Annotated in this window: 26 protein-coding genes and 8 tRNA genes (1 of these 34 only partly in view); 33 read left to right on the top strand and 1 reads right to left on the bottom strand. The window is 51.3% G+C overall.

Annotated elements, in window-relative coordinates:
* Positions 1 to 21 precede the first annotated feature (21 nt).
* The 8 genes from N2315_01775 to N2315_01740 all read left to right on the top strand — a co-directional run bounded on the left by N2315_01775 (position 22) and on the right by N2315_01740 (position 9,510).
* Positions 22 to 993, top strand: a complete 972-nt coding sequence (locus N2315_01775) for a bifunctional oligoribonuclease/PAP phosphatase NrnA (protein MCX7827915.1) — start codon at positions 22 to 24, stop codon at positions 991 to 993.
* On the top strand, positions 962 to 1,873 hold the full coding sequence (gene truB, locus N2315_01770; GenBank protein ID MCX7827914.1) for a tRNA pseudouridine(55) synthase TruB: 912 nt from the start codon (positions 962 to 964) through the stop codon (positions 1,871 to 1,873). The genes N2315_01775 and truB overlap by 32 nt, the downstream gene beginning before the upstream one ends.
* A 22-nt stretch (positions 1,874 to 1,895) precedes the next feature.
* A complete protein-coding gene (gene ribF / locus N2315_01765; protein MCX7827913.1) occupies positions 1,896 to 2,852 on the top strand; it encodes a riboflavin biosynthesis protein RibF in 957 nt (318 codons plus the stop codon).
* A gap of 58 nt (positions 2,853 to 2,910) precedes the next feature.
* Positions 2,911 to 2,987: transfer RNA gene (locus N2315_01760), tRNA-Arg, on the top strand.
* 172 nt (positions 2,988 to 3,159) lie between these two features.
* Positions 3,160 to 3,552 carry a DUF1850 domain-containing protein gene (locus N2315_01755; GenBank protein MCX7827912.1) on the top strand — a complete coding sequence of 131 codons (393 nt, stop codon included), beginning with the start codon at positions 3,160 to 3,162 and terminating at the stop codon, positions 3,550 to 3,552.
* 98 nt (positions 3,553 to 3,650) lie between these two features.
* The gene (locus N2315_01750; protein ID MCX7827911.1) at positions 3,651 to 5,612 is read left to right on the top strand and encodes a TRAP transporter permease; all 1,962 of its coding nucleotides are present in this window, start codon (positions 3,651 to 3,653) and stop codon (positions 5,610 to 5,612) included.
* A 120-nt stretch (positions 5,613 to 5,732) separates the two neighbouring features.
* Positions 5,733 to 8,516, top strand: coding sequence for an isoleucine--tRNA ligase (gene ileS, locus N2315_01745; GenBank protein MCX7827910.1), 2,784 nt, complete (start codon positions 5,733 to 5,735; stop codon positions 8,514 to 8,516).
* The gene (locus N2315_01740) at positions 8,509 to 9,510 is read left to right on the top strand and encodes an RluA family pseudouridine synthase (GenBank protein ID MCX7827909.1); all 1,002 of its coding nucleotides are present in this window, start codon (positions 8,509 to 8,511) and stop codon (positions 9,508 to 9,510) included. The genes ileS and N2315_01740 overlap by 8 nt, the downstream gene beginning before the upstream one ends.
* Here N2315_01740 and N2315_01735 read toward each other — a convergent pair.
* The gene (locus N2315_01735) at positions 9,482 to 11,080 is read right to left on the bottom strand and encodes an NFACT family protein (protein ID MCX7827908.1); all 1,599 of its coding nucleotides are present in this window, start codon (positions 11,078 to 11,080) and stop codon (positions 9,482 to 9,484) included. The two genes, N2315_01740 and N2315_01735, sit on opposite strands and share 29 nt — an antisense overlap.
* A gap of 90 nt (positions 11,081 to 11,170) precedes the next feature.
* Here N2315_01735 and N2315_01730 point away from each other — a divergent pair.
* The 25 genes from N2315_01730 to N2315_01610 all read left to right on the top strand — a co-directional run.
* Positions 11,171 to 11,245: transfer RNA gene (locus tag N2315_01730), tRNA-Ala, on the top strand.
* A gap of 9 nt (positions 11,246 to 11,254) precedes the next feature.
* Positions 11,255 to 11,332, top strand: a tRNA-Pro gene (locus tag N2315_01725).
* Between the two features lie 13 nt (positions 11,333 to 11,345).
* A tRNA-Gly gene (locus tag N2315_01720) sits at positions 11,346 to 11,422 on the top strand.
* 21 nt (positions 11,423 to 11,443) lie between these two features.
* Positions 11,444 to 11,520: transfer RNA gene (locus N2315_01715), tRNA-Arg, on the top strand.
* 14 nt (positions 11,521 to 11,534) lie between these two features.
* Positions 11,535 to 11,611 (top strand) — tRNA-His (locus N2315_01710).
* A gap of 16 nt (positions 11,612 to 11,627) precedes the next feature.
* Positions 11,628 to 11,703 (top strand) — tRNA-Arg (locus N2315_01705).
* A 17-nt stretch (positions 11,704 to 11,720) separates the two neighbouring features.
* Positions 11,721 to 11,796 (top strand) — tRNA-Lys (locus tag N2315_01700).
* 123 nt (positions 11,797 to 11,919) lie between these two features.
* Positions 11,920 to 12,291: a holo-ACP synthase gene (acpS, locus tag N2315_01695; GenBank protein MCX7827907.1), complete on the top strand. Its 372-nt coding sequence runs from the start codon at positions 11,920 to 11,922 to the stop codon at positions 12,289 to 12,291.
* 1 nt (position 12,292) lies between these two features.
* Positions 12,293 to 13,840, top strand: coding sequence for an NAD(P)H-hydrate dehydratase (locus N2315_01690; protein ID MCX7827906.1), 1,548 nt, complete (start codon positions 12,293 to 12,295; stop codon positions 13,838 to 13,840).
* The gene (locus N2315_01685) at positions 13,837 to 14,073 is read left to right on the top strand and encodes a hypothetical protein (GenBank protein MCX7827905.1); all 237 of its coding nucleotides are present in this window, start codon (positions 13,837 to 13,839) and stop codon (positions 14,071 to 14,073) included. The genes N2315_01690 and N2315_01685 overlap by 4 nt, the downstream gene beginning before the upstream one ends.
* A gap of 23 nt (positions 14,074 to 14,096) precedes the next feature.
* Entirely contained in the window at positions 14,097 to 14,609 is a 513-nt protein-coding gene (gene tsaE / locus N2315_01680; GenBank protein MCX7827904.1) for a tRNA (adenosine(37)-N6)-threonylcarbamoyltransferase complex ATPase subunit type 1 TsaE, read from the top strand.
* Between the two features lie 7 nt (positions 14,610 to 14,616).
* A complete protein-coding gene (gene tsaB, locus N2315_01675; GenBank protein ID MCX7827903.1) occupies positions 14,617 to 15,297 on the top strand; it encodes a tRNA (adenosine(37)-N6)-threonylcarbamoyltransferase complex dimerization subunit type 1 TsaB in 681 nt (226 codons plus the stop codon).
* Positions 15,298 to 15,430: 133 nt separating this feature from the next.
* Complete coding sequence (locus N2315_01670) at positions 15,431 to 15,742, top strand: (2Fe-2S)-binding protein (protein MCX7827902.1); 312 nt, start codon at positions 15,431 to 15,433, stop codon at positions 15,740 to 15,742.
* A 15-nt stretch (positions 15,743 to 15,757) separates the two neighbouring features.
* Positions 15,758 to 16,849 carry an NAD(P)/FAD-dependent oxidoreductase gene (locus tag N2315_01665; protein ID MCX7827901.1) on the top strand — a complete coding sequence of 364 codons (1,092 nt, stop codon included), beginning with the start codon at positions 15,758 to 15,760 and terminating at the stop codon, positions 16,847 to 16,849.
* 3 nt (positions 16,850 to 16,852) lie between these two features.
* Entirely contained in the window at positions 16,853 to 17,362 is a 510-nt protein-coding gene (locus N2315_01660; protein MCX7827900.1) for a 4Fe-4S dicluster domain-containing protein, read from the top strand.
* Position 17,363: 1 nt separating this feature from the next.
* Positions 17,364 to 17,690: a (2Fe-2S)-binding protein gene (locus N2315_01655; GenBank protein ID MCX7827899.1), complete on the top strand. Its 327-nt coding sequence runs from the start codon at positions 17,364 to 17,366 to the stop codon at positions 17,688 to 17,690.
* On the top strand, positions 17,690 to 18,838 hold the full coding sequence (locus N2315_01650; protein ID MCX7827898.1) for an FAD-binding oxidoreductase: 1,149 nt from the start codon (positions 17,690 to 17,692) through the stop codon (positions 18,836 to 18,838). Before N2315_01655 ends, N2315_01650 begins: the two co-directional genes overlap by 1 nt.
* Positions 18,839 to 18,972: 134 nt before the next feature.
* Positions 18,973 to 19,260 carry a 4Fe-4S binding protein gene (locus N2315_01645; GenBank protein ID MCX7827897.1) on the top strand — a complete coding sequence of 96 codons (288 nt, stop codon included), beginning with the start codon at positions 18,973 to 18,975 and terminating at the stop codon, positions 19,258 to 19,260.
* Entirely contained in the window at positions 19,253 to 20,377 is a 1,125-nt protein-coding gene (locus N2315_01640; protein MCX7827896.1) for a 2-oxoacid:acceptor oxidoreductase subunit alpha, read from the top strand. The genes N2315_01645 and N2315_01640 overlap by 8 nt, the downstream gene beginning before the upstream one ends.
* A 1-nt stretch (position 20,378) precedes the next feature.
* The gene (locus tag N2315_01635; protein MCX7827895.1) at positions 20,379 to 21,194 is read left to right on the top strand and encodes a 2-oxoacid:ferredoxin oxidoreductase subunit beta; all 816 of its coding nucleotides are present in this window, start codon (positions 20,379 to 20,381) and stop codon (positions 21,192 to 21,194) included.
* A gap of 6 nt (positions 21,195 to 21,200) precedes the next feature.
* Positions 21,201 to 21,758, top strand: coding sequence for a 2-oxoacid:acceptor oxidoreductase family protein (locus tag N2315_01630; protein ID MCX7827894.1), 558 nt, complete (start codon positions 21,201 to 21,203; stop codon positions 21,756 to 21,758).
* Between the two features lie 213 nt (positions 21,759 to 21,971).
* Positions 21,972 to 22,994 carry a 23S rRNA (uracil(1939)-C(5))-methyltransferase RlmD gene (rlmD, locus tag N2315_01625; protein ID MCX7827893.1) on the top strand — a complete coding sequence of 341 codons (1,023 nt, stop codon included), beginning with the start codon at positions 21,972 to 21,974 and terminating at the stop codon, positions 22,992 to 22,994.
* Between the two features lie 67 nt (positions 22,995 to 23,061).
* Positions 23,062 to 23,547 (top strand): DNA recombinase, encoded by a 486-nt coding sequence (locus N2315_01620; GenBank protein ID MCX7827892.1) that lies wholly within the window; start codon positions 23,062 to 23,064, stop codon positions 23,545 to 23,547.
* 616 nt (positions 23,548 to 24,163) lie between these two features.
* Entirely contained in the window at positions 24,164 to 24,538 is a 375-nt protein-coding gene (locus N2315_01615; GenBank protein MCX7827891.1) for a metalloregulator ArsR/SmtB family transcription factor, read from the top strand.
* A gap of 13 nt (positions 24,539 to 24,551) precedes the next feature.
* Positions 24,552 to 26,711, top strand: partial view of a heavy metal translocating P-type ATPase gene (locus N2315_01610; protein MCX7827890.1) — the 5' portion only. 438 nt of this gene lie beyond the right edge of the window; the window shows 2,160 of its 2,598 coding nt (coding positions 1–2,160); its start codon is at positions 24,552 to 24,554; its stop codon lies beyond the right edge, outside the window.

Raw genomic sequence — 26,711 nt, 5'->3', positions numbered from 1 at the left:
CCTATCCCATTCTTTGACCTCGTGGAGAGATTTCAACGATGGATAGTTGTATCTCACGAAAAACCGGATGGCGACACCTTGGGGTGTGGAAGTGCGGTCTCGTCTATCCTAAGGTCCATGGGTAAGAAGGTCGTTTGGTGTGGTCCCAGTGAGATGCCTCGGATATACAGCTTTTTTAGTTCCGCTGGGGAGTATATTCGTTTTCTTGATCCACGTGATGTGAGATTATCCCTTGGGGATGAGCCTGTTGGGTGGTTCTTTTTGGATCATAGCGACTTTACCAGGGCCATGGAGAGGATACCTCGGGTGGACGAAGATGTGGTTGTAAACGTGGACCACCATGGCGATAACTCGTTCTTTGGGGATTACAACTGGGTTGATCCATCCGCTGCAGCGGTTGGTGAGATGGTGGCCAGAATGTTTCGTGATCTCCATATATCCCTATCGGCGCCGATCGCAACGGATCTTTACGTTGCTATTGCCACCGACACGGGGTCCTTTAGGTTCAGCTCGGTGACCCCCGCTACCTTTGACGCTGCGGCATTCCTCCTGTCACAAGGGGTTGACTTGGCCTTTGTGGATGATGTTTTGAACAGGTCGATGGATGAGGGGATACTTCGCCTGTGGGGGAAGGCACTGTGCAGGGTTTCCGCATCGGATGATGGTTTAGTGGTGGTATCGTGGTTAGACGAGGATGATTTTAGACAATGTGGTTGCGGTTCTGCTTCCACGGAGGGATTGGTCAACCTGATATTCTCAACCCCAAGGGCCATGGCGGGGGCCTTGATAAGTAGGGATGGCGGGGATATATCAAGGGTGAGCCTTAGGACCCGGCGGCCTGTGAGTGCCCGAGAGATCGCGACCTTGTTTGGCGGTGGAGGCCATGAAAGGGCTGCTGGGTTTAGGCTCAAGACGTCCCCTGCGGAGGGGGCCAGGATGCTTTTGAGAGAGCTGGTGTCTCATGTGCTTCAGCGGATTTCTTCTGATAGATAAGGAGGAGGGGCTTCGAAGCACCGCCTGTGTAGAGCAGATACGATCTAGGCTTGGCAGATCCCTTAAAGTGGGACACGCCGGGACCCTAGACTCGGGAGCTAGCGGGCTTTTGGTGTTGCTTATAGGGCGCTCTACCCGCCTGGCTGAGCTGGTGATGTCCTTCCCCAAGGAGTATATGGTTGACGGCATGTTGGGGGTTTCGACCGACACCGATGATATGACTGGCAAGATCCTACATCGGGAGGACCCCCCAAGGGTTTCATCGGAGCAGGTTGATCGTGCTGTGGCGTCAATGTTAGGTTGCAGGTTTCAGCGCCCACCTGTCATATCTGCGGTCCACGTAGGAGGCAGGAGGGCCCATGAGATCAGCAGATCAGGGGAAATGCCGGACATAGCCCCTAGGGAAGTGATGATCCGTAGTATAGATATACTCCGATATCCGGACCGTGAAGGGGTGTTCTCCCTGGGTGTTTTATGCGGCAAGGGAACCTATGTTAGATCCGTGGTCCGGGATCTTGGAACGGCCCTTGGAACCGTTGCCTCGGTTTTAAGGCTTAGAAGGATGTCCGTGGGTCCTTTCGCTGTCAAGGATGCAGTTCCGTTTTCGGTGGCCCTTGAGCTTCCCAGGGAGGATCTGCTCTCTCGTGTTGTCCCAGCGTCTAGGGTCCTTTCTCTTTTGCCCTGTGGTGACGTGCCGGAACGTTTGGATAAGCAGTGTGTCAACGGGGCGTCCATCCATGCGAAGGATCTCGTTGGCTTTCGCATTTCCCCTGGGCTTATGGCCGGTGGGGCGGTCTTTGTTAGACATTCAGCTGGCGGCGGAATATATCGGCTTGCCGATGGGGGGCGGCTGGATTGTGTGGTGAACATGGTCCTTTAGTTAATATCGGGGGTTTTGCCTCATGATATGGGTGATGGGATATTTCGACGGATTTCACCTGGGTCACCAGCTTCTCTTGAAGGAGGCCAATAGGGCCGCCAAGGAAAGGGGAAGAAAATGGGGAGTGCTTTCCTTTGCGGCTCATCCCAAGGAGGTCCTTTTAGATAAGCCGATGGGACTTCTTTTCAGCAGACGGGAGAGGAGGTTCCTGGCTGGCTACCTTGAGGTGCCTGTGATGGAGGAGATGCCCTTTGACAGATCCGTAGCGGAGATGTCACCCATTGACTTCCTTTACTTGGTTGAGAGGAAGTTTGCCCCATCAGGAGTTGTGGTGGGTGACAACTTTCGCTTTGGCCGCGGTAGGGCCGGTGACGTAGCTGTTTTAAGGGAGTTTTGCCTAAAAAGGGGATGGTTCTTCAAAACCCTCAGGTGCCTTGAGGTGGATGGAGATATGGTGAGCAGCACCAGGATAAGGGGTTGTGTGGAATCCGGCGCCATATACGATGCCAATAGACTTCTAGGCTACCCCTTCATGATGCTGGGAAGGGTTGTCCATGGAGATGGCAGAGGGCGCGGTTTGGGGTTCCCCACCGCTAACATATCCCTTCCCCCTTCTAAGCTCATACCTGGCAGGGGGGTATATGCTGCCGCCGCTTGGGTTAGAGGTGGTTGGCGGAGTGCTGCTTTGAACATAGGCTTCAACCCAACCTTTCAGGGAGTCCGCTCCATCCGGGTGGAAGCTCACCTTGTGGGATTCGATGGGGACATATATGGCTCTGAGATGGCGGTATTCCCATTGAAGATGATAAGGGATGAACGAAGATTCGGTTCCTCCTGTGAACTGATAAAACAGATGGAGAGAGATGTGGAGGAGTGTCGCAGGATTTTCGTAGAAGTGCCCCATGAGTTCATGGATCGTATGGGGAAGGTGTTGGTCGACTCCATCACAGTAGCAGCGGAGGCAAGAAAAATTCCGTAAATTGGCCAGATCCTTGACACGGCGGATGTGGCTGGGTATCATGTACGCCGTGATGTGCGGGCCCATAGCTCAGCAGGATAGAGCGACGGCCTCCTAAGCCGTAGGTCGCCAGTTCGACTCTGGCTGGGCCCGCCATGATGCGATAGCCCTGACGTGGTAGCCATGTCAGGGCTTTTAGTTTGGGCTTAAATGGCTGATTAATTTTTATTTTTTGTTTTTTGCGATGGGGAATCTAAACATGACCAGATGGCTTCTTGCCCTGGCAGTCCTGTTATCCTTGTTCTTGCCGATGGTTCCTCCCGAATTTATGCTTGTGGTAAGGGATGACCAAGGGAGGCAGGTCTTAAGCAGGCCTTTTTATCTTGGCTCAAGGCTTGTACTGCGGTCCGAGCATTCGTTGGAGAGATCACGGATGGAGGATCAAGTGGTGCTTTGCGACGGTAATCTCTGGATATGGAGTACCGCGGTTAGGACTTATAACGCCGGGATCCCCACAGAGGTTCCTTCGGGGGGAGCTTTTGTGAAAAGGGGGGAGTGGGACGTGTTCTTAGGTGGAAGGCGCCAACTTCCCCATCCCTTCAGATACCGGGTTGGCAACGCCGTGTTCGGCAAGAACCATATGTTCCTATGCGGTGAACGGGTGGATCTATTTAAGATTTTCCCAAATGAGGTCTTGAACTTCTGTCTGGAAACCAGGTGATTTTGGATATTTAATAAAGGAGGTGGGGCCAGGGGCTTTAGCCTGTTTTCGTCGGGTTCAAAGTGTCAATTGCTGCAACAGAATGGGGGGAGATGGATTTGAGCGAGAAGGAGTTTGAAATTGGTAATGTGGCCACCGAAAGTCCGGGTGGTACCATCGACATTGATGAGATAGTTAGGAAGTACGATACGGAGGCAAGGTTCAGGAACCTTAAGGGATGGCAAGGGGGATTGGTGACCGCCATAGCGGTTGCCATGTCGGTGTTCCATTTCTATACCGCCGGCTTTGGCCTTTTGGATGCGGTTAAGCAAGGGGCAGTGCACCTGGCTTTTACCCTGTCGTTGGTCTTCCTGCTTTACCCGATATCAAATAAGTCCCCAAAGGATAAGATCCCTTGGTACGATGTGCTTCTGGCCCTGGGGGCTGCATACGGTTCCCTTTATCTGGTGATAAACTTTGACGCCTTGAGCGCCAGGGCTGGCCTTCCCACAACCATGGATCTGGCCATGGGCTTCATGACCATGGCCCTGCTTATGGAGGCTACTCGGAGGATATCAAACCCGGTGCTGCCGATATTGGCGCTTCTTTCGTTGCTTTACTGTTACTTCGGTAGGAGTATGCCGTCCATCTTAGCTCACCGTGGTTTTTCGATACCCAGGATAGTTAACCACATGTATCTGGGTACGGAAGGCATATTCGGAGTCCCTCTCGGCGTGTCTTCTACTTTTGTGTTCATGTTCATCCTGTTTGGGGCGGTGCTTGAGAAAACCGGCATGGGACGGTTCATAATAGACCTCTCCCTTGCCTTGGCCGGTTGGTCCACCGGTGGCCCCGCTAAGGTGGCGGTGCTGAGCTCGGGGCTTATGGGGACCATATCCGGTTCTTCTGTGGCCAACGTATGCACCACCGGAATGTTCACCATACCCCTGATGAAGAGTGTGGGCTACAGGCCCCATTTTGCGGGGGCTGTTGAGGCGGTGGCTTCCACTGGAGGACAGATAATGCCCCCCGTTATGGGGGCCGGTGCGTTCATCCTGGCCCAGATATTAGGCGTGCCGTACATAGAGGTTGCCATCGCTGCAATAGTTCCGGCTCTGCTTTACTATGGTGGTGTGCTTGTACAGGTTCACTTGGAGGCAACCAGATTGGGGCTTAAGGGCATACCCAGAGATCAGCTGCCGCCTTTATGGCCCCTTCTGAAGTCCCAGGGGTTCCTTTTGATACCATTGGTGGTCATAGTTTACTTCCTCTTGGCCGGTTACACCCCGTTGAAGGCGGCCTTCAACGGCATAATCGCCAGCTACATCCTGTCATTCCTCAACAAAGAAACCAGACTTACCCCCAAGAGGCTTATCGAGGCCTTTGAGGCTGGTGCCAGAGGGGCTATCGGTGTAGCCTGTGCCTGCGCCACCGTGGGTATAGTGGTGGGAATGGCCACGTTGACGGGCCTTGCCCTTAGGGTGGCTGGTACCATCATCGCCCTCTCTGGTGGCAAGTTGCTGAACACCTTGGTGCTTGCCATGGTTTCCAGCATATTGCTTGGCACTGGGCTCCCTACCACGGCGAACTTCATAATAACCAGCATGATGGTGGCTCCATCGCTTCTTCAGCTTGGGGTTCCAGCCATGGCGGCCTATATGTTCGTCTTCTACTTTGGGATTGCGGCGGACCTTAGCCCTCCCGTGGCGTTGGCGGCCTACGCTGGGGCTGGTATTGCGGGTTCTGACCCCATGAAGACGGGCTTTACCGCTTTCAAGCTGGCCTTGGCCGGCTTCCTGGTGCCCTATATATACGTCTATAATCCCATGATCCTGCTTATAGGATATGAGCCGTTGCCCTTTGCTCAGGCGGTGCTAACGGCAGTGATGGGGATCTTCCTCTTGGGTATGTCCACCATAGGTTTTTATAAGGCTGATATGTCCTGGCCCTTTAGGATACTGGCCATGGTGGGAGCCCTTGGTTTGCTGATACCAGGTACCAAGACCGACCTCTTGGGTCTTTCCATCCTTGTGGTTGTTCACTTCTGGCAGACCATGAAGGCTAAAAAGGTAAAATCCTAGGTGGATTTGGTGGGTGTGTGATCGATAACTTTTAAAGTCATATGGTTGGTGTATAATCACACGAGAGCGCCCCTTGCGCTTAGCAAGGGGCGCTCCTTATAGCATGAAGGGGGTATTTTGGTGACCACGGACTACAAAGACACGCTTCGATTGCCCAAGACGGACTTCCCGATGAAGGCCAATTTGGCTCAGAGGGAGAAGGAGTTTTTGGCCTTCTGGGCTGAAAGGGACATATATGGGAAGATGCAGGATAAACCGAATGGGGCTCCCGTTTTTGTCTTGCATGACGGACCTCCCTACGCCAACGGTCACATTCACATAGGTACCGCTTTCAACAAGATTCTGAAGGACTTTATCCCTAAGTACAAGTCCATGAAGGGGTACAGGGCGCCCTATATCCCCGGTTGGGATACCCATGGATTGCCCATAGAGCTTAAGGTTCTTAAGGAGGAAGGGGTGGATAAGGATCAGCTATCCCCGGTGGAGCTGAGAGCTAAGTGTGCTAAATATGCGTTGGGTTTTGTGGATATACAAAGGGAGGAGTTTAAGCGCCTTGGGGTTTTAGGGGATTGGGACAATCCGTATCTTACCCTTAGGCCCGAGTATGAGGCAGCTCAGATAGAGGCCTTTGCGGACATGGTTGAAAAGGGGCTGGTTTACAAGGGCCAGAAGCCCGTGTTCTGGTGTACCGATTGCCAGACCGCCCTTGCCGCTGCGGAGATAGAGTATGAGGACGAGGCCTCTCCCTCTATCTACGTGGCTTATCCTATGAGAAAGCTTAGTGTCTCCATGGGGGATATGCCGCTGGATGACCTCTACGTGGTCATATGGACCACTACCCCTTGGACTCTCCCTGCCAGCATGGCTGTGGCGGTGCATCCTCAGTATGGATATGGTGTTTTCCGTGCCTCCGATGGAAGACGTTTAATCATGGCGGTGGATCGTAAGGAGGCCTTTGAAGCGGAGTCAGGGATGTCCCTTGGTGAGGCGATAAAAGTTTTCTCCGGAGCGAATTTGGAGGGGGCGATCGCGGAGCATCCCTTCTACTCCGATCGGGACATTCCTTTGGTGTTGGCGGATTATGTGGTGCTTGACTCCGGTACCGGCTGTGTCCACACCGCCCCAGGACATGGGGTGGAGGACTTTGAAACCGGAGTCCGCTATGGGCTTGAGATCCTTAATCCCGTCGACAACAAAGGGGTTTTCGTTAAGGATACTCCGCTGGTGGGGGGCATGCCCATATCCGATGGAGCCAAGCTGGTTATGACCACGTTGGCTGAATCTGGGCGCCTTTTGTTCAGCGGCAAGATAAAGCATTCATATCCACATTGTTGGCGATGCAAAAGACCCGTGATCTTCAGGTCCACCGATCAATGGTTTGTATCTGTTCAGGCCTTCCGGGATGAGGCCATGGGGGCCATAGATTCAGTTCAATGGGTGCCCTCCTGGGGTAGGGACAGGATAGGTAACATGGTTCGTGACAGGTCTGACTGGTGTATAAGCCGTCAGCGAGTTTGGGGTGTGCCAATACCGGCGTTTTACTGCGAGGACTGCAAAAAGGTTGTTGTGGAGCCTCCCATGGTGAGGAAGGTAGCCCAAGTGGTTCGCCGGGAGGGGAGTGATTCATGGTGGGTTAAATCACCGGAAGAGATGCTGGGTGATCTGTGCCGCTGTCCCCACTGCGGGTCCAGCCGGCTGCGTAAGGAAAGCGACATAATGGACGTCTGGTTTGACTCTGGCGTGAGTCACTTGGCGGTCCTTGAGACCCGGCAGGAGCTTCGGTGGCCTGCGGATATGTACTTGGAGGGAAGCGATCAGCATAGGGGATGGTTCCAGACATCTCTCCTCACCGGTGTGGCTACCAGGGGCAAGGCGCCTTTTCGTCAGGTCCTTACCCATGGTTTCATCGTTGATGGGCAGGGCCGCAAGATGTCCAAGTCCCTTGGTAACGTAACCAGCCCGCAGGAGGTAATAGACAAGTACGGAGCGGATATACTTAGGCTTTGGGTGGCTTCCACTGATTATCGCGGTGATGTAAGGATATCAGACAGGATACTTAAGAACCTAGTGGAGTCTTACAGGAGGATAAGGAACACTGCCCGGTTCATCCTAGGAAACCTGTCAGACTTCGATCCGTCTAAGCACATGGTGAGTCGTAAGGACCTCATGCCCTTTGACAAATGGGCTTTGAGCAGGCTTCAGGATCTGGTGGAGAAGGTTACAAGGGGATATGAGGAGTACGAGTTCCACGTTCCTTATTTTGCGGTTCACCAATTCTGCGATAACGACATGAGTTCCTTGTACCTGGATGTATGCAAGGATAGGTTGTATGCCGACCATTTCGATGGCCTGGCAAGGCGGAGCTCCCAAAGTGCCATGTGGGAGATACTGGTATCCCTTACCAAGATTTTGTCACCGATCCTAAGCTTTACATGTGAGGAAATATGGCAGTTTGCCCGCCAGATAGATCCCACACTGGAGGAAAGCGTCTTCTTGAGCGCTTGGCCCTCTGTGGACAGGACCGGCCTTGATGAGGTGGACATGAGGGCTTGGGAAAGGTTGTTTGATGTGAGGGGGGCGGTTTTAAGGGCCCTTGAGCAAGCCCGTTTGAACGGCATGATAGGTAATTCCCTGGAGGCCCAAGTGGAGATGGACCTTGGGAAATACGGCGATCTGTTGAACTACTTCTCGCCGGAGTTTTTGGAGGATCTTTTAATGGTTTCTGGCCTTGCGGTATCTATCTCCCCCTCCTCCGATGCGCGCGTCGATGAGGAGACGGGGGTTAAAGTGGCGGTTTCTCACAGTCCGTACCAGAAATGTCCTAGGTGCTGGAAGTGGAAGAGCGAGGTTGAAAAACTAGGCGTTTGCGGGCGGTGCAGTGAGGTGCTTTCCAAGCTTGGATAGGGAAATTGACGCCCTCTCCTCGGACGATTATCCACCTTTGGGGCATGCCTTTGTGGAAGCGGAGGATGCCCCAAAGGCGGACCCGGTTCAGATCCGGGTTCCCCTGAGTATGGAGGGGCATAGGTTGGATTTTTTCATATCCCAGGAGCTTGGCCTTAGCAGATCCTATGCTACCAGACTGATCCGCCTGGGGAGAGTTGTGGTTTCGTGGGCCAACAGGGTTAAACCGGCCCTCAAGGTTCCCTTGGACGGTACTGTTTGGGTGGACTTGCCGCCTCCGGAGGATTTGGAGCTTCAGCCCGAAGACGTCCCCTTCCAGGTGGTGTACGAGGATCAGGATATAGTGGTGATCAACAAGCCTGCGGGACTGGTGGTTCATCCTGCTCCTGGACACTGGAGGGGAACGTTGGTTCATGGGCTTCTTTACCGATACCCGGAGATGATGGAGCTTAATGGAGTCAGGCGCCCAGGCATCGTTCATCGATTGGATAGCACCACCTCTGGCCTGATGGTGGTGGCCAGAAACGGCTTGGCGATGGAGGGCCTTATAAGATCCTTTAAGGGGAGATGGGTTGATAAGGTTTACATCGCTGCGGTTTCGGGATCTCCCTACCCTGCGGAAGGGGAGATCCGGCTTCCGATAGGCAGGGACCCGGTAAATAGAAAGCGGATGGCTCCGGTGGAGTGGGGGCGGGATGCCCATACCATATATAGGACCCTTTGGAGCCACGGTGGGTACAGCCTGGTGCTATGTCAAATAAAGACTGGCAGGACCCACCAGATAAGGGTTCACATGAAGGCCATTGGGCATCCCTTGGTAGGGGATCAGCTTTATGGGGGCTCGTGCCCTAGGAATTGGTTGCTGGATAGGGTGTTTTTGCATTCCTGGCGGCTCAGCTTCCAGCATCCCAGGACAGGAGAGACGATGAGCTTTGTGTGTCCCCTGCCGGACGAGTTGGTTGATTTCATAGTCCAAGTTCGTCGGGGCTCTTAGGCTGTACCAACAGGCTTTTAAACACCCTATACCTTACGCCCGCCACGCCCTTTTCTGGGAGCGGGCGTAAGTTCTTCCTTTGGGTGTAATCTATCCAAACCTTATCTTCGCCTCTGGCAGGGCTGAACCAGGCGGCCAAGGACGCCGCGAGTTCCAGCGCGTCTTCCATAAGAGGTGCTTTGGGGTCTTTCAACCTTAGCAGCACATGAGAACCTGGCAGATCCTTTACATGGAACCATATGTCTTCCGGTTTTGCTATTCTAAACGTTATCTCCCGGTTTCCCATGGCGCTTAGCCCAACATATATGGTGCCAAAGCATGGGTTGAGCCTTTTCACCCCTGGGGGCTCCTGTCCCTTTTTTGCCCTTGACCTTTTGACGCTTCCGTTGTTGCCCTTGGTGTCTATTTCTGATTCCAGCGTAGCCATGTCCTGACCGCTGATGGGTCCCATAAGGAGTGCCCTTTGCTCCTCAAGGGTGGCTATTTCGCCCCTTACCATGGGGGCCCTTTCCTCCGACGCTTTATGTCTTCTAAGCAGGCGGCGGTACTCATTGAAAAGCCTCTGGGCTTCTTCGACGGGGGTTACGCCGTTGGGGATTTCAACCTCAATGGCTTCTTCCAGTCCCGGCCAGTCGGTGATGGTTATTTTACCACCCCCCCTTTCCTGCGGAAGGCTCATTAGGAACTCCCCAATTGACTTCAACCTGTTGGCCCTTTTAAGCAGTTCCGGATCCGGAAGTTGTGGCCGTAGAGCCGTCAACTTTTTGTCTATTATGGATAGCAGTTTTTTCCTTTTGGCAGCCAGGGCTTCACCTATTAGATATTCTTCCATGATTATGGATGTAGCACTGAGAGGATCTTTTAGGCTAGGGAGTTGATCTTGGTCAATGCTCTTTGGGATGGGGAAAAGATCCTTACCCTTTTGCATGATCTGCCATTCGGTTTCCAGGGGATCCCTGGCGTATAGAAGGTGCTCCACCTCTTCTGCTGTGCTTGGGTAGTTAGGGTATTTCTGCAGCACCTTGATCATCCCTCTGCTTAGACCTGAACAAAGCTGATGCCCCATGGGGGATGGGGGGGAGTAGGGGTTTCCTGGCAGGATGATTCTGTCAGAGCTATCGGGATATAGCCGTCTGTGGCAATCAAGTATGATGTCGTCCTGGAGAAGGCATATGTTGGGCGACCGCTCCATGAGTTCAATTATCAAGGTGATTCGATGGCTAACGGAAGAGCTCACGAACTTGGCGAATTCTAAGGCCATGACCCGATCTTGTTGGATCTGTCTTGCTTGAAGCAGGCATGCTCCAGGCAGATGTCCGTTTAAGAGCTCTCCCATTGGAGACTTTCTTGGGAATAAACTGGTGAGATCTCTTCTTTGATAACGGTTTATCTTGAATATCCCTGGCAGCTTGGGGGACCACGAGACGAATAGGGTTACCTCTTTTCGCTGACACCTAAGATCCAGGAGGATCCCCTCAGAGCATGAGTCTCCGCGGTCCACCAATGCATGGCTCAGGTTCTTGTTTATCCAAGCTTCCTGGAGTCTTATAATCTCCGGTCCGAAAGCCATTCTCATCACCTCCAAGGAATGGGAGGGTATCACGAATGGATCGGGCTTGACAAGCTTGCAAATGATGTATAGAATGCTCCTCGTGATTTCGGGGCTGTAGCGCAGAGGGAGCGCGTTTCCTTCGCACGGAAAAGGTCGGGGGTTCGAGTCCCCCCAGCTCCACCAGCAAGATATCGGGGCGTAGCGCAGTCTGGCTAGCGCACCTGCTTTGGGAGCAGGGGGTCGAAGGTTCGAATCCTTTCGCCCCGACCAGGGTAGATCGGAGGCGGGAATAGCTCAGTTGGCTAGAGCGACGGCCTTCCAAGCCGTAGGTCGCGGGTTCGAATCCCGTTTCCCGCTCCAGGTGTTTTTTGTTTAGGTTTTGCGCCTGTAGCTCAACTGGACAGAGCAACGGACTTCTAATCCGTGGGTTGGAGGTTCGAGTCCTCTCAGGCGCGCCAAACAGGGTGGAGTGGTGAGCGTAGCTCAACCGGTCAGAGCACTGGACTGTGGCTCCAGGGGTTGGGGGTTCAAGTCCCCTCGCTCACCCCAGTTTTTCTTTGGGCTTGCGCCCGTAGCTCAGTGGATAGAGCGGCAGACTTCGGATCTGTTGGTCGCGGGTTCAAATCCTGCCGGGCGCGCCACGGAGTGTAGCTTTGATGGACCGTTAGCTCAACTGGCAGAGCACCTGACTCTTAATCAGGGGGTTACAGGTTCGATTCCTGTACGGTCCACCAGGCTTTCAGGGCAGGGCTTTAGGCCTTGCCCTTTTTTGTATTTGACCTCCCTTGTGGGGTTGACCGTACGGATCTTTTCTTCAGCCTTGATGCTTCTAGTGTGCCGGGTCAGGAGGGATTGACTTGATAATCGGCATAGGGGTGGATATATGTTCTGTGCCCAGGATGAGGCGAAGCATTAGCATTGATGGGTTTGTTGAGAGGGTTTTTCACGCAGAGGAGATAGAATATGTAAGGGGCTCTACCAGGCCGGAGGAGAGCTTGGCAGGATCTTTTGCTGCCAAGGAGGCCCTTGCGAAGGCCCTTGGTATAGGGCTTTCAAAGCTTGGCCTTAAGGGTGCGTGGGTGAGGCGTACCGAAAGGGGACCCGTTCTTTGCCTTGATGATAGAATCTCTGAGTACGTTAGATCTATGGGGGTTGGTAGGATCTTCTTATCCATATCCCACGAAAGGGAAGTGGCGGTAGCATTCGTGGTTTTGGAGGGAGGTAGTTAGCTTGCCCTTGTTCGCTTATGATCCCCAGGATGTAAGGCGGGCGGATCAAAGGGCCGTTCAGAAGGGAATCCCCGGCCAAATACTTATGGAAAACGCTGGAGCCGGTGCCGCAAGGGTTATCCTGGAAAGGTTTAGAGATATTAAGAAAGCGGTTGTGCTATGTGGCCCAGGGAACAACGGCGGGGATGGAATGGTGGTGGCAAGGCATTTATTGGCTTCCGGCGTAGATGCTAGGGTTATAACTACCGCACCCAACAGGACCGGCGATTCCCTGGTAGCAGAAGCCATGTACCTTGGGGCGGGGGGAAAGATGGTTGTCTCTTGTGAATGCTCCGATCGGGACCTTTTAGACCTTATGGAATCCTCTGACCTCTTGGTGGACGGCCTTTTGGGCACCGGTTCCGGCGGATCCCCCAGGGGGGAGGTTCTTAGATTAATCAGGTTTCTTGGAGACCTCGACGTCCCAGTGGCTTCCCTTGACATTCCTACGGGATTTGATGGGAGGACCGGCTCTTTCTTGGGTGAGCCTGGGCTAGGCGTTAATGCTTCAATAACGATATCATTTCTGGTCCCTAAAAGCGGTCTTTTTTTTACCCCCGCCTTTGATTTTATGGGTAACCTTGAGGTTGTGCCCATCGGCGTGCCAGCTTGTTTGGTCCTTCCTGGTGAACCGGCGGTCACGGCCTTTTTCCCCCAAGATCTCGCCCCGTTAAAGCCCAGGCTTCATGGCGGCTTCAGCAAAGCTGACAGGGGAATGGTCCTGGTCATAGGTGGATCAGATTCCTTCGGCGGGGCGCCCTTCCTTTCCGCCCTGGGTGCCATGAGTGCTGGTGCCGGTTGGGTTGTGTGTGGTGTGCCGGAAAAGTGGTCAGCCTGTTATGCCTCGATGATCCCGGAGGCCATGGTCGAATCTCTTCCCGTTGATCAAGGAGGAGCGATACTCCCGGAGTCTTATGAGTACATGATGGCCCGTTATGGAGGAAGGGTTAAGGCCATCGTTATAGGACCGGGCCTTGGGAGAAGCGAAGGAGTTAGATCCCTTGTGGGCAGAGTTCTATCGTCTTGGGATGGGCCTTTGGTTTTGGATGCCGATGGGCTTAATGCTTTTTTAGATCTCGACATAAAACCTGGCGCTATAAGATCGAAAATATGGGTGACCCCTCATGAGGGCGAGGCTGCGAGGCTTCTTGGCAAGCCATCTGGCTGGGTTAGGGATAACAGGCGGGATGCGGCGGAGGGATTGGGAAATTTATTCGGCGGAGCGTTGTTAAAGGGTAGGAACTCCGTATTGGTGTTTGATAAGAGAATTAGGGTTTGCTGCGTTGGAGATCCGAACATGTCGATACCGGGTTCTGGTGATGTTCTATCGGGCATTTTAGGAGCCATGTTTGCCAGGGCTGGTTATGGCATGGACTCTGCGACGTTTGCGGTTGGCCTCCATGGTATGGCGGGGCAGAACTTGGCATTAAAGGGTAGGGGAGACGGCATTTGGGCCAGGCACTTGGCGGAGGAAGCGGCTGTTTTGCTTGGTGGGATGTGTAATAGATGAGGCGTCCTAGGCGTTCTGCAGCGGATTTTTATAAGCGGCAGGAGGAAGCTAGAAGGGCTAGGGTCAGGGGGCTTCGTTATACCCTTTTGGGTTTTCTGTCCGCTCTTGTCGTTATGGTGGGAGCAAAGGTGAGGTATCCAAATATCTCCATTAAGTCCCCAATGATGGTTCTTGGCGCATTGGTGCTTGGTACGCTGTTGATGATAGCCATTGCTTCAAGGCGGGATGGTTAAGTGACTGAGGTGAATAGTTAAAAATGCTTGATAGGGTATTTAAGATCCAGGTGAATGGGCTGGAGGGAATGGAGGAGCTTGGCCGGGCTTTGGGGGGTAGCCTCTATCCCGGCCTTTTGATTTGTTTGGATGGTGAGTTGGGAGCTGGTAAGACCACATTGGCGCAGTATGTGGGGATGGCCTTGGGGATACGGCGCATGCAAAGCCCCAGCTTTGTCCTGGTGAGGGAATATGATTCGGAACCGCCGTTAGTCCACGTGGACCTTTACAGGCTGTCTGGGGAGCAGGTTGAGGACTTGGCGCTTTGGGAATATTTGGACGAAGGGAACGTTCTTTTGGTCGAATGGGCTTCTCGAATGAACGTGGAGAGGGTTAAGGATCGTTGGGAGATTTACATAACAGTGGGTGATTCGCAGTTTTCAAGGGAGGTTAGGGCTTCGGCTTCCTCCGAAAGGTCCTTGGATGCGCTGGCTTTTGCTGTATCCAAGCTCCGGGGGCCTGTATTTCTAGAGGAAGAGGATAAGGGAAGGGGATAATAGGACAATGGCTGGTTTGGGAAGGGTTCTTTGGATAGATACATCATGTGGCTATACCACGGTAGGCCTTAGCGAAGGCCGCAGGGTTGTAGGGGAGGTAGGGCTTGATCTTGGCCGTTCTCAGTCAACGCACCTTCCCGGTGTGGTGGAGGGGCTTTTGCGAAGCCTTGGGGTTTCGATGCAATCGTTGGATTCCATTGGAGTAGTGGTTGGGCCTGGCTACTACACGGGGCTTCGGGTGGGGGTGTGTTATGCCCAGGGATTGGCGGAGGCCATAGGTGTTGGGATTTTGCCTGTGTCCACCTTGGATGCCATTGCAGCGGAGAGAGCCTGTTATCAGGGACCATGTATGTCGTTTCTTAGGGCGAAGATGGGGTTGTTGTATGTGGCGGCATATGGCGAGGACCTGTCTTGCGGCCCTTGCTGGGGGCCTTTAATTGGGGAGCCTTCTTGGGTGCTTAAGGAGGCCGAGGCTAGGGGTATAGGTTTGGCCAAGGGCCCTTATTGCGAGGAGATCGACCTGATGCATCAGGCTGGTTTTATAGTCGTGGACGTACCGTCCCCCTCTGTCAGGGGTATGTTAGATTTTGCAGAGCGCTGTTCAACAACCGCGGTATGCCCCGCTGATGTGCGGTTGATGTATTTAAGGGAGCCAGATTTGGGACCTACGCCTTGCAAGCATCACTAGGCGAGAGTATTATATCTTCTATACAGCATTTTGTATTTGAATTATCCCGACAGGGGAGGTGATTGAACCAAGGTTTCTGGCGGTGGTTGGTGTTAGGCAATATCCGTTCAAAGTTCAAGGAGGGATATTAGGCATGCACCTTATTGACCAGCACCCCATTTTGGACTATCGCCATGGCAGGAAGGTTAAGTTCACCTTCGATGGCCGGGAGATGGAGGGTTATGAGGGGGAGCCCATCGCGGTGGCCCTTCATGCCAATGGAGTTCGTGTATACCGTATAACCCCAGAGATGAAACGCCCCCGAGGCTTTTTCTGTGCCATAGGGAAGTGCAGCAGTTGTTTTATGGTGGTTAACGGAGTGCCAAATGTCAGGACCTGCGTTACTCCCCTAGAGGAGGGAATGGACGTCAGGACTCAGGTTGGCAAGGGCAAGGTGTCCATATAAGGGGGCGGGATGGACATGATGAGCACGGACATTTTGGTGGTTGGTGGAGGAGCGGCTGGTTTGTCCGCCGCTGCCGAAGCCGCATCCTATGGGGCTAAAATCCTTGTTTTGGAAAGCGACTTGCAGCTTGGGGGGCAGCTGATCAAGCAGACCCACAAGTTCTTTGGGAGCAAGGATGAGTATGCTGGTACCAGGGGCTATAAGATAGCCGACATCCTCCTTGAGGAGATTCGATCCGCTGGAGACCGGGTTCAAGTGGAGACTAACGTGACTGTTACGGGGTACTACCCTGAGGATGGGACCATAACCGCTATGCGGGGGGAGGAAGAGTATTTCCGGGTCTCCGCCAGAAAAGTGGTAATCGCTACCGGTGCCCAAGAGAGGTTGATACCCTTTCCCAACAACGACCTTCCCGGGGTATATGGGGCTGGAGCGGTTCAGACCCTTATGAACGTCTATGGAGTGGTTCCCGGCAAGAGGGTCCTCATGGTTGGAGCCGGGAACATAGGTCTAATAGTCAGCTACCAGCTAATGCAGGCAGGGGTAGAGGTTGCGGCGGTGGTGGAAGCCATGCCGAAGGTGGGTGGCTATTGGGTTCACGCTGCGAAGATACGCCGTCTTGGCGTTCCTATATATTTAAAGCACAGCATAAAAGAGGCGCTGGGTAAGGAAGTGGTTGAAGGCGCGATCATTCAAGAGGTGGATGATCGTTGTTCAGGCATAGGGAATGAGAAGAGGATAGATTGCGACATAATATGCATGGCCGTTGGATTGTCCCCAACCGTTGAGCTTTGCTGGCAAGCGGGGTGCAAGATGAAATACGTCCCCCATTTGTGTGGTTACGTCCCCCTTAGGGATAGGACCATGAGGACCAGCCACCGGGACATATGGGTTGCCGGGGATGCCTCTGGCATAGAGGAAGCCAGTGCTGCCATGGTGGAGGGCCGCATTGCTGGGTTGGCTGCCGCCATTAGCCTGGGGCTTCCATGCAAGGTTGAGAAGATGGACGAGTATTGGGCGCGTCTTGGACACCTGAGGGCCGGTGAGGTGGGAGAGAAGATTCGGGCTGGCGTTAGTCAGGTTATGGTGGATGGTTGGGAGGAATAGGCCATGACCGAGAAGGAGCTCTTGTTTAACAGCGGAGTTTTGGTGGAGCATCGTCAGGGTGCGGAGCTCCCCCCTAAGGAGCTTTGGGAGGGGAAGAAAAATGGGCTTGTCATAATTGAATGCCCTCAGCGCATACCATGCAACCCGTGTAATACCAGCTGTCCAACCGGGGCGGTTCTCCCCTTCGAAGACATAAATGATACGCCGCGGATAGATTATTCAAAGTGTACTGGCTGTGCCATGTGCGTTGCCAAGTGCCCGGGATTGGCTTGTTTTGTAGTGGACCTTACTTGGGGTGGCGAGGGTATGGCGCTGATGAAGCTTCCCTACGAGATGTTGCCTCGTCCGGAAAAGGGAGATCCGGTGGAGTGTCTTAACAGGATAGGCGAGGTTGTTTGCAAGAGCGTGGTAGAGGCGGTCACTGAGCCCTGGAAGGACAAGACCTTGGTGGTTCACGTGGGAGTCCCTGTGGATCTTGTGGACCAGGTTAGGGCTGTTAGGGTGGTGAAGTGAGATGAGCGAGATAATCAAAGCCGGAGAGGTTTGCAACAACGAGGAAGTGGAGAGCCGGGAGCGGGAGATAGTCATTTGCCGCTGCGAGGAGGTAACCCTAGGGGAGATAAGGGATTGGATAGCTCGAGGTTATGACACTTTTGATGAACTTAAGAGGGTTCTGCGGGTGGGTATGGGCCCCTGTCAAGGTCGTGGTTGCCGGGAGATGATACTCCGGGAGATCTCTCGGATGACCGGTAAGCCCGTTGCGGAGATACCGGCCGGTACGATCCGGCCGCCGGTTAAGCCCGTTAAACTTGGCATCCTAGCCTCTGGGGGTGGAGAGTGATGGAGTGGAAGGATACCGCTGAGGTGGTGGTCATCGGCGGTGGGGTTCAGGGCATGTCTGTGGCCTATAACCTCGCCAAGTTTGGGGTTAAGGACGTGGTGGTACTGGAGAAGAACAGTATCTGTTCTGGTTCCACCGGTCGTTGCGGGGCGGGGATAAGGGCCCAGTGGGGAACCGAGATGAACTGCCGCCTTGGGTTAGCTTCCCTTAACTTGTTCGAACAGCTTCACGAAGAGTTGGGCATGGATGTGGGGCTTAACCAGTGTGGCTACCTGATGGTGGCATACAAGGAAAGTGAGTTTGAGACCCTCAAGAAGAGCATGGCCCTTCAGAACAGCTTGGGGATAAAGACCCGGGTTGTTTCCAGGGATGAGGCGTTGGAAATATGCCCGTGTCTTTCCGCCGATGATGCGGTGGGCTTCACCTTCCACGAGAGGGATGGCCATGCGGATCCCTTCTTGACCACTTTTGCATATCAAGAGGCGGCCAAGCGCCTTGGGGTTAAGGTCTTTAAGTTCACAGAGGTTACAGGGATCCGAGTTGAATCCGGTAGGATCGCTGGTGTGGAGACCAGTCGAGGATTCATATCCACCAGGGCGGTGGTGAACTGTGCGGGGCCCTATGCTCAGTTTATAGCCGCCATGGCGGGCATAAAGATACCGAACTACTCGGAGCGGCATGAGATATTGATCACCGAACCCGTGGAGTTTGGCGTGTGTCCTCCCATGCTTATGAGCTTCTCCGGTAACTACTACATTCAGCAGCGTCCCCATGGTTCTATAATAGGAGGCTGTAGCCCTGAGGGGCACCCGGAGGATTATGAGAATAAGGCATCTGCGGACTTCCTGCAGCATATGTCTAAGACCTTCGTCAAGGTTCTTCCTAAGACTAGGGGGATAAGGGTGGTTCGTCAGTGGTCTGGGATGTACAACATGACTCCTGATAAGCAGCCTGAGCTTGGTGAAACCGATGTCAAGGGCTTTTACCTCTCAACGGGGTACTCTGGGCATGGTTTCATGTTTGCCCCCATATCGGGTCAGCTCATAGCAGAGTTGTACACCAAGGGAACCACGTCAATAGACATATCCATGCTTAATTACAAGCGATTTGAAAAGGGTGAGCTGATACTGGAGCCTGCGGTGGTATAGCTTTCCCATTTAATTTAGTTGATGGCTAGGGGGGAGCAATCCCCCCTCTTTTGATGTGGGGTAAAATTTTTGAATTGTCTATTTTGGATCAGTAGATTCAACATATAAACACCTTTTTTTTGTTGCAACCCGTCGTGGCGGCTGGCATAATTAACGAAGTCATGGGCAGCGTCAGCGAGGGTTTACATGTCAAGGGAAGGAAGGTGGAGCGTTTGGCCAAGAAGTTCTCCGTCCTGGTAAATAAGAAGTGGTGCAAGGGGTGTGGGCTTTGCATCGCCATATGCCCCAAAAAGGTCCTTGAGCTGGACAGCAGGGTTAAGTGCGAGGCGGCCCGTCAAGATGACTGCATAGGGTGTCGTCAGTGTGATAACGTCTGCCCGGACTTCGCCATCACCGTGAAGGAGCGTGAGGAGAATGCCTAGGGTCGAGTTTTGGCAGGGTAACAAGGCTATAGCCATGGGCGGTATAGCCGCAGGGTGCCGCTTCTTTGGTGGATATCCCATAACCCCCTCCACGGAAATAGCGGAGGTGATGGCGGAGGAGTTGCCCTTGAGGGGTGGCAAGTTCATCCAGATGGAGGACGAGATAGCCGGGATAGCGGCTTCCATAGGAGCTGCTCTGACCGGTGTTAAGGCCATGACGGCCACATCTGGCCCTGGTTTCTCGCTTAAACAGGAGAACTTGGGTTATGCCTATATGGCGGAGGTTCCGCTTGTGGTGGTTGATGTTATGCGCGGAGGTCCCTCCACCGGCCTTCCTACCAAGGTGTCCCAGGCGGACGTGATGCAGGCCCGCTGGGGGACCCATGGGGATCACGGTACCATAGCCTATGCACCATCTTCTGTTCAGGAGAGCTTTGACCTTACCGTGACCGCTTTTAACATGGCGGAGCGGTTCCGTCAGCCGGTTCTTATAATGACCGATGAGGTTGTGGGGCACATGAGGGAGAAGATAGTGGTCCCTGATAAGGTTGATACCATCGAAAGGAAGCGCCCTAGCGTATCTCCCGACCAGTTCGTCCCCTACAGGCCCGACGATGACGACGTGCCTCCCATGGCGGCCTTTGGAGATGGTTATCGCTGGCACGTTACTGGCCTTACCAGCAACGATTGGGGGTTTCCCACTAATAACGCGAGTGATATAGACAGGAAGGCCACCAGGATAATCCGTAAGGTTGATCGTTTTAGGGACCAGATAGTTTCTTACTCCCATGAGGGGCTTGATGATGCCGAGGTCTTGGTCCTTTCTTACGGCTGCGTCAGTCGCTCGGCATTGAGGGCCGTAAGGGAACTTAGGTCCAGGGGGATAAAGGTTGGACATTTTAGGCCCATAACCATATGGCCCTTTCCCGATAAGGAGCTGAGGGAACTTGCTTCCCATGTGAAGAAGGTTATCGTTCCTGAGCTTAACGCAGGACAGATGGTCCTTGAGGTCGAGAGGGTAATGGGTAGGTATGCGGAGGTAATATCAAAGACCCTCATAAATGGTGAGCTCTTTAAGCCGGCCCAGATAATGGCCGCCGTTGAGGAGGTGGCGTAGTATGCCGCGGGAAGATGTTATGAAGTGGATCCGCAGTCAATTCATGCCCCACATCTGGTGCCCCGGCTGTGGCCACGGGATAGTTATGCATGCCCTGTTGCGGGCCCTTTCTGATTTGGACAAGGATCCAACTAAGACGGTTATTTCTTCTGGTATAGGTTGTTCCAGCCGGCTTCCCGGCTATGTCAACGCCTGTACCCTTCATACCACCCATGGGCGCTCTTTGAGCTTTGCCACCGGTGTCAAGCTGGCTAACCCGGAGTTGACGGTGGTTAACGTGATGGGGGATGGCGACTGTTCGGCCATAGGGGGAAATCACTTTATCCACGCCTGCCGCAGGAATATAGGCATAACTGCCATTGTCATGAACAATAACATTTACGGAATGACTGGAGGTCAGGCTTCCCCAACCACTCCGGAAGGTGCCTTTGCATCCACCACCCCTTATGGGGCAGTGGATCCTTCCTTTGATCTTTGCAAGTTGGCCATAGGGGCTGGCGCCACGTTTGTAGCCAGGGCTACCATAGCCCAGCCGCAACTTTGCGAGACCCTCATAAAGAAGGCCATACAGAACGACGGCTTTTCCGTGGTTGAGGTGGTCACCCACTGCCATACCCAGTTCGGCCGCAAGAATAAGAGGAGCCGCCCCATCGACAACTTCAATTTCTTCAAGGATCACAGCGTTATGAAGGCAAAAGCAGATTCCATGTCTCCGGAGGAGTTGGAGGGCAAGATAGTTATAGGCGAGCTCTTCAGCGCCGAAGGGGAGGAGTACACCAAGAAGTACCAGAAGCTCATAGAGCGGGTAAGGGGGTAGTCGGATATGAGCGATCGTTTTGAGATTCGCTTGGCTGGGTCCGGCGGCCAGGGGATTATCTTGGCGGCGGTGATAGTGGGTGAGGCTGCTGCCCTTATGGAGGAGGGGCTTTACTCGGTTCAGACCCAGTCCTATGGGCCCGAGGCCAGAGGCGGGGCCTCCAAGTCAGAGGTGGTAATATCTAGGAGCGAGATAGACTACCCCAAGGCCAGTGTGCCGGATCTTCAGGTTATCCTTACTCAGAAGGCCTGTGACGAGTACAGCGGGGATACGAAACCCGGTGGGTTGGTAATAGTTGATGACTTCTTCGTTACTGATCTCCCCAATCTGGATGCGGAGATATACCCACTTCCAATAGTCAGGACCGCCAGGGAAGAGCTGGGAAGGGAGATTGTCACTAACATGGTGGCCCTTGGGGCTTTGGCTAGGGCCTTAGAGTTGAAGGGTATCATGAACCCGGAGTCCATAAAGAAGGCCATACTAAACAGGGTTCCTAAGGGTACGGAGGAGCTAAACGCCAAGGCCTTTGATGCGGGATATGAGATGATGAAGATCAAAAAGTAGCTTGGCATATCCCTAGGGGGAGGGGGAATCTATCGTTCCTCTGTTAACGCCTCTGGGTTTGCTTCGCTTGTGCAATCTGTGGCGTCTTTGTCCGGGGATCCTATTTGTGTGGATTCCCGGATTTTTTGATGTGCTCTCAAGTTATCCAAGCTGTGATATGGTGTTTTGTTGTAATGGAGCACGATATTTATTTTTGTGGCGGGAGATGGTGTGTTGGTAAAACCTGGTGATGTTTTGGATTTATCGGTTTCTTCTGTTAGCAGCGCCGGAGACGGGGTGGCGAGGCTGGGTGATTTTGTTGTTTTCGTGCCTCGAAGCTTGCCCGGCGAGACGGTGAAGGTGGCGATAAGCGTCGTAAAAAAGACCTATGCAAGGGCTAGGCTGTTGGAGGTATTGACCCCTTCTGGTTCAAGAGTGGAACCATTGTGCCCCATTTTTGGCCGTTGCGGAGGTTGCCAGCTTCAACACGTCTCATATAAGGCGCAGCTTGAGGTAAAGACTGGGATCGTAAGTGATGCGTTAAGGCGCATAGGTGGCCTTTCAAGCGAAATGCTGATGGATTGCCAGGGAAGCCCTAAGCAGTTTGGCTATCGCAACAAGGCCATTGTCCCGGTTAGACGTCAGGGTGCCGGTGGCGTAATAGGTTTTTATGAACCCCTTTCCCATAGGGTGGTTCCCCTCAAGATGGATTGCCCGGTAATGTCCGATACGGTGAACACCGTTTTAAGGGGAGCTATGGATTTTTTGATGCCTCGCATTTCCAAAGGTATATTGCCCCCTTACGGGGAAGGGATGAATCCTTCTGGGCTTCTTAGGGAGTTGGTAATTAGGTCCGGGGAGAGGACCGAGGATGTGCTTTTGAGCTTGGTGATGCGGGATAAACCCCGTGGATCTGCTAGGGCTGAAGTGGAGCGCTTGTGGGGTTTAATGAAGGGTATAGGTGTGGCCGGTCTATCGGTCTTCAGGAATCGATCGGATGTAAACTTTGTATGGGACGGTTCTTTTGTGTGGGGGCAGGGCCAGAGCAAGGTCAGGGATGTTTTGGGAGATTTGACCCTTCAATATGATGTCACATCCTTTTTCCAGGTTAACACATCTCAGGCGGAAGCCATGTTCCACTACGTAAGGGATTTAGTGGCTTCAATTGGTGCGGATCATGTGTTGGAGCTGTATTGTGGGGTTGGATCTCTTACATGTCTGTTAGCCCAAAGTGGGCACCGGGTAACTGTGTCATGAGATATTCCGCAGGGTTCATTGGAATAACCGAGGGAAAAAATCCATCGTTTGGAGATGCGTCAGCAGATTGGAAAACACCGGTTTGTTTTGTACCGCTTCCACTATACTTGAAGATACTCTCAAAGAGAAGATTGTAGAAGCTATCAATATAGCCGTCAGCGGGAAAAACTCTTTCCTGGCCATACTGAAAAAGAATATTGAAACCGTATTAAACGAGGATTTGGACGAGAGTACGGCAGATATTGATAAAAGGCTGGAAGAGCTTCAAGCCGAGTTGATCCAATTGGCAAATTCAAAGGAAGCATATGATAATATTGTCAATGAGATTTACCGCTTACGGGACTTAAGGCAAGAAACCCTTTCAAGAAACGCTCTCCGTCAAGATAAGCGGGATCGGATCGCTGAGATGACGGACTTTCTTAATATGCAAACCGGTGGTATTACGGAATTTGATGATAAACTGGTTAGAAAACTAGTTGAAAAAGCAATTGTATATGATGACAGGTTAGTGGTAGAGTTTAAGTCGGGGTTAGAAATAGAAGTAAACCTATAAGCTCGTATTAAGATAGCCGCCAGTAGGGGAAGAGTACTTATACTATTATAAATAACTACAGGAGACATAATTGGATTACCGATTGCGGGAGCAGAAGCAAAATGCGCTGGTTAAAAATGCAGAGCGTGAAGGAAGAAGCAGCGAATAGCTGAAATGACAGACTTCTTGAATGAACAGTCCTATGAGCTGGAGGAATATGATGAGCAACTGGTAAGGCGGCTTATTGAAAAAGTTACGGTATTTGATAATAAGCTGACCGTTGAGTTTAAGTTTGGAGTAGAGATTGATGTATTAATTTAAAATGAACTTGACCGCCGATTGAGGAGAAATACTTCTTGATGGGCGGTTCTTTTCTATTTATACTTAGGGATAATCTAATAAGTGAACTCGTTTCAGCAAGCTGAAACATCGGGGAATCAGATGGAGAGTCTACTCCACCTGATTAAAACCCACCTACGCTGCGCTTAGAGGTGGCGGTCTTGACCGTAAAGCTAAAAGATAAACACACTTGAACAATTACTCATATGTTTTTATTGACAAACGGAGAATTGAGGTTTATAATACATATGAAAGCTTATTCAAGTGTTCAATTGAATGATAAGGAGGTGATATAAATATGGCAAAAAAAATTCAACCAATTGAAAGATGCGACTCTGATGTAATACATGAGGAAATTGTAAATAAAGTGCGAGAAAAAATGCCTCAAGAAGAAACTCTATATGATCTAGCAGAACTATTTAAAGTTTTTGGAGATTCAACAAGAATTAAGATACTCTGGGCATTAGATGAATCAGAGATGTGCGTTTGCGATATTGCATTCTTATTAAATATGACCCAATCAGCAATTTCACATCAGCTAAGAGTCTTAAAGCAGGCTGGACTAGTAAAGAGCAGAAGAGAAGGAAAGATTGTATTCTACTCTCTTGAAGATGAACATGTAAAGCAAATATTTGACCAGGGATTAATTCATATTTCAGAAGAAAGTAAGTAAAGGAGGGTCAGTAATGTTAAAGAAGGAAGTAATTTTAGAAGGTTTAGATTGCGCAAATTGTGCAGCTAAAATTGAAGATGAGGTTAATAAATTAAATGGAGTCAAAGCCTATATGAACTTCATGAACAAGACATTGACTTTAGAAATTGAATCAGAGCAAGAGTATAAGAATATATTACAGCAAGTTAAAACCATAGTGCACAAGCACGAACCGGATGTGGTAGTGAAAGAAAAATCCGTTAACAAGAGCAATAAAAAAGTATTAATACTTGAAGGACTTGACTGTGCGAATTGTGCTGCAAAGATTGAAGCTCAAACACAAAGCCTTGAAGGAGTAAATAGTGCGACCGTTGATTTTGTATCTAAGAAGCTGACAATTGAAGCGGTCGATAAAAAGGAATTTGGTAAAATTCTTGGAGAAGTAACATCCATTGTAAATAAACTTGAGCCGGATGTTAAAATAGTTGATGCAGAGAAGAAAAAGGTGAACAAAAGCATAGTAATGCTTGAAGGACTTGGCTGCGCGAATTGTGCAGCTAAAATGGAAAAAGAAATAAGCGGTCTAGAAGGAGTTGAATTTGCTGCAGTAGATTTTGTTTCGAAGAAACTAACACTGGAAATAAGTCCGAAAGTCAACCGCTCTGAGTTAAATGAGAAGATTGAAGGCATAGTAAAGAAAATAGAGCCAGATGTAAAGGTCATTTTTGAGGAGAATAACTCCAAGACCAAAATAAACGAAAATAACGAAAAGGAAGAAGAAGGTGTCAACAAAAAAGAAATCATAAGACTTGTGGTCGGTGGAGCAATATTTGCCGTGGGAATCATCTTTAATTTCCAAAATTGGCTTGAGCTTACCTTGTTTATTATTAGTTATATCATAGTTGGTGGAGAGGTTGTCTTAAGAGCAATAAAAGGTATTGCCCGCGGTCAGGTATTCAGTGAGCATTTTTTGATGAGTATTGCTACCATTGGTGCTTTCTTCATTGGAGAGTATCCAGAAGGTGTAGCAGTTATGCTGTTCTATCTGGTAGGTGAATTGTTTCAGGATATAGCTGTAGGTCACTCCAGAAAATCAATACGTGCTTTGATGGATATTCGTCCTGACTATGCAAATCTTAAAGTTGGCGATGAGATCAGGAAAGTATCTCCTGAAGAGGTAAACATAGGTGACATCATTATTGTTAAACCAGGAGAAAAAGTTCCCCTCGATGGCAAGGTTATAGAAGGAAACTCAATGGTTGACACTGCAGCGTTAACAGGGGAATCTGTTCCTCGTGAACTCGGGCCAGGAGACGATGCATTGAGCGGATTCATTAATAAAAATGGCGTTTTGACAATAGAGGTAACAAAGGATTTTGGTGATTCAACTGTATCTAAAATTTTGGATCTGGTTCAGAATGCCAGCAGTAAGAAGGCTCCTACAGAAAAATTTATAACAAAATTTGCCCGTTTCTATACTCCGATTGTAGTCTTTGGAGCATTAGCCTTAGCAATCATACCTCCATTGGTGATCCCCGGTGCAACTTTCTCTACATGGATATATCGAGCCTTAGTGTTCTTAGTTATATCTTGTCCATGTGCGTTAGTAATTTCAATACCATTGGGCTTCTTCGGAGGGATTGGTGGAGCATCGAAGAGAGGTATATTAGTAAAAGGCAGTAACTATCTTGACGCGTTGAACAATGTGGAAACAGTTGTTTTCGATAAGACAGGTACTTTAACTAAAGGTATATTTGAGGTTGTGGATGTTAACCCCCAAGCCGATTTTACTGATGAGGAATTGATTGAATATGCAGCATTTGCTGAAAGTCACTCAAGTCATCCAATTGCACTATCCATTTTGAAAGTCTATAACAAAGATGTCGATACCACTAAAATTGAAGACTATGAGGAAATTGCAGGTCATGGGATTTTAGCTAAAGTTGGTGGTAAAGAGATTCTTGTCGGAAATAGCAAACTGATGAATAAAGAAAACATTAAATATCAGGAAGTTGAGACTCTGGGTACAATAGTACATGTTGCAGTAGACAAGAAATATGCAGGCAATATTGTAATCTCTGACGCAGTGAAGGAAGATTCAGCTGATGCGATTAAAGGATTGAAGGCATTAGGTGTTAGAAATATTGTTATGCTTACTGGTGATTCGAAGGCAGTTGGGGAAAAAATAGCAACC

The sequence above is a fragment of the Thermanaerothrix sp. genome (assembly GCA_026417795.1).
Lineage (GTDB): Bacteria > Synergistota > Synergistia > Synergistales > Synergistaceae > Thermanaerovibrio.
Note: the sequence above shows the minus strand (reverse complement) of the source record. Positions and strands in the feature narration are given on the sequence as shown.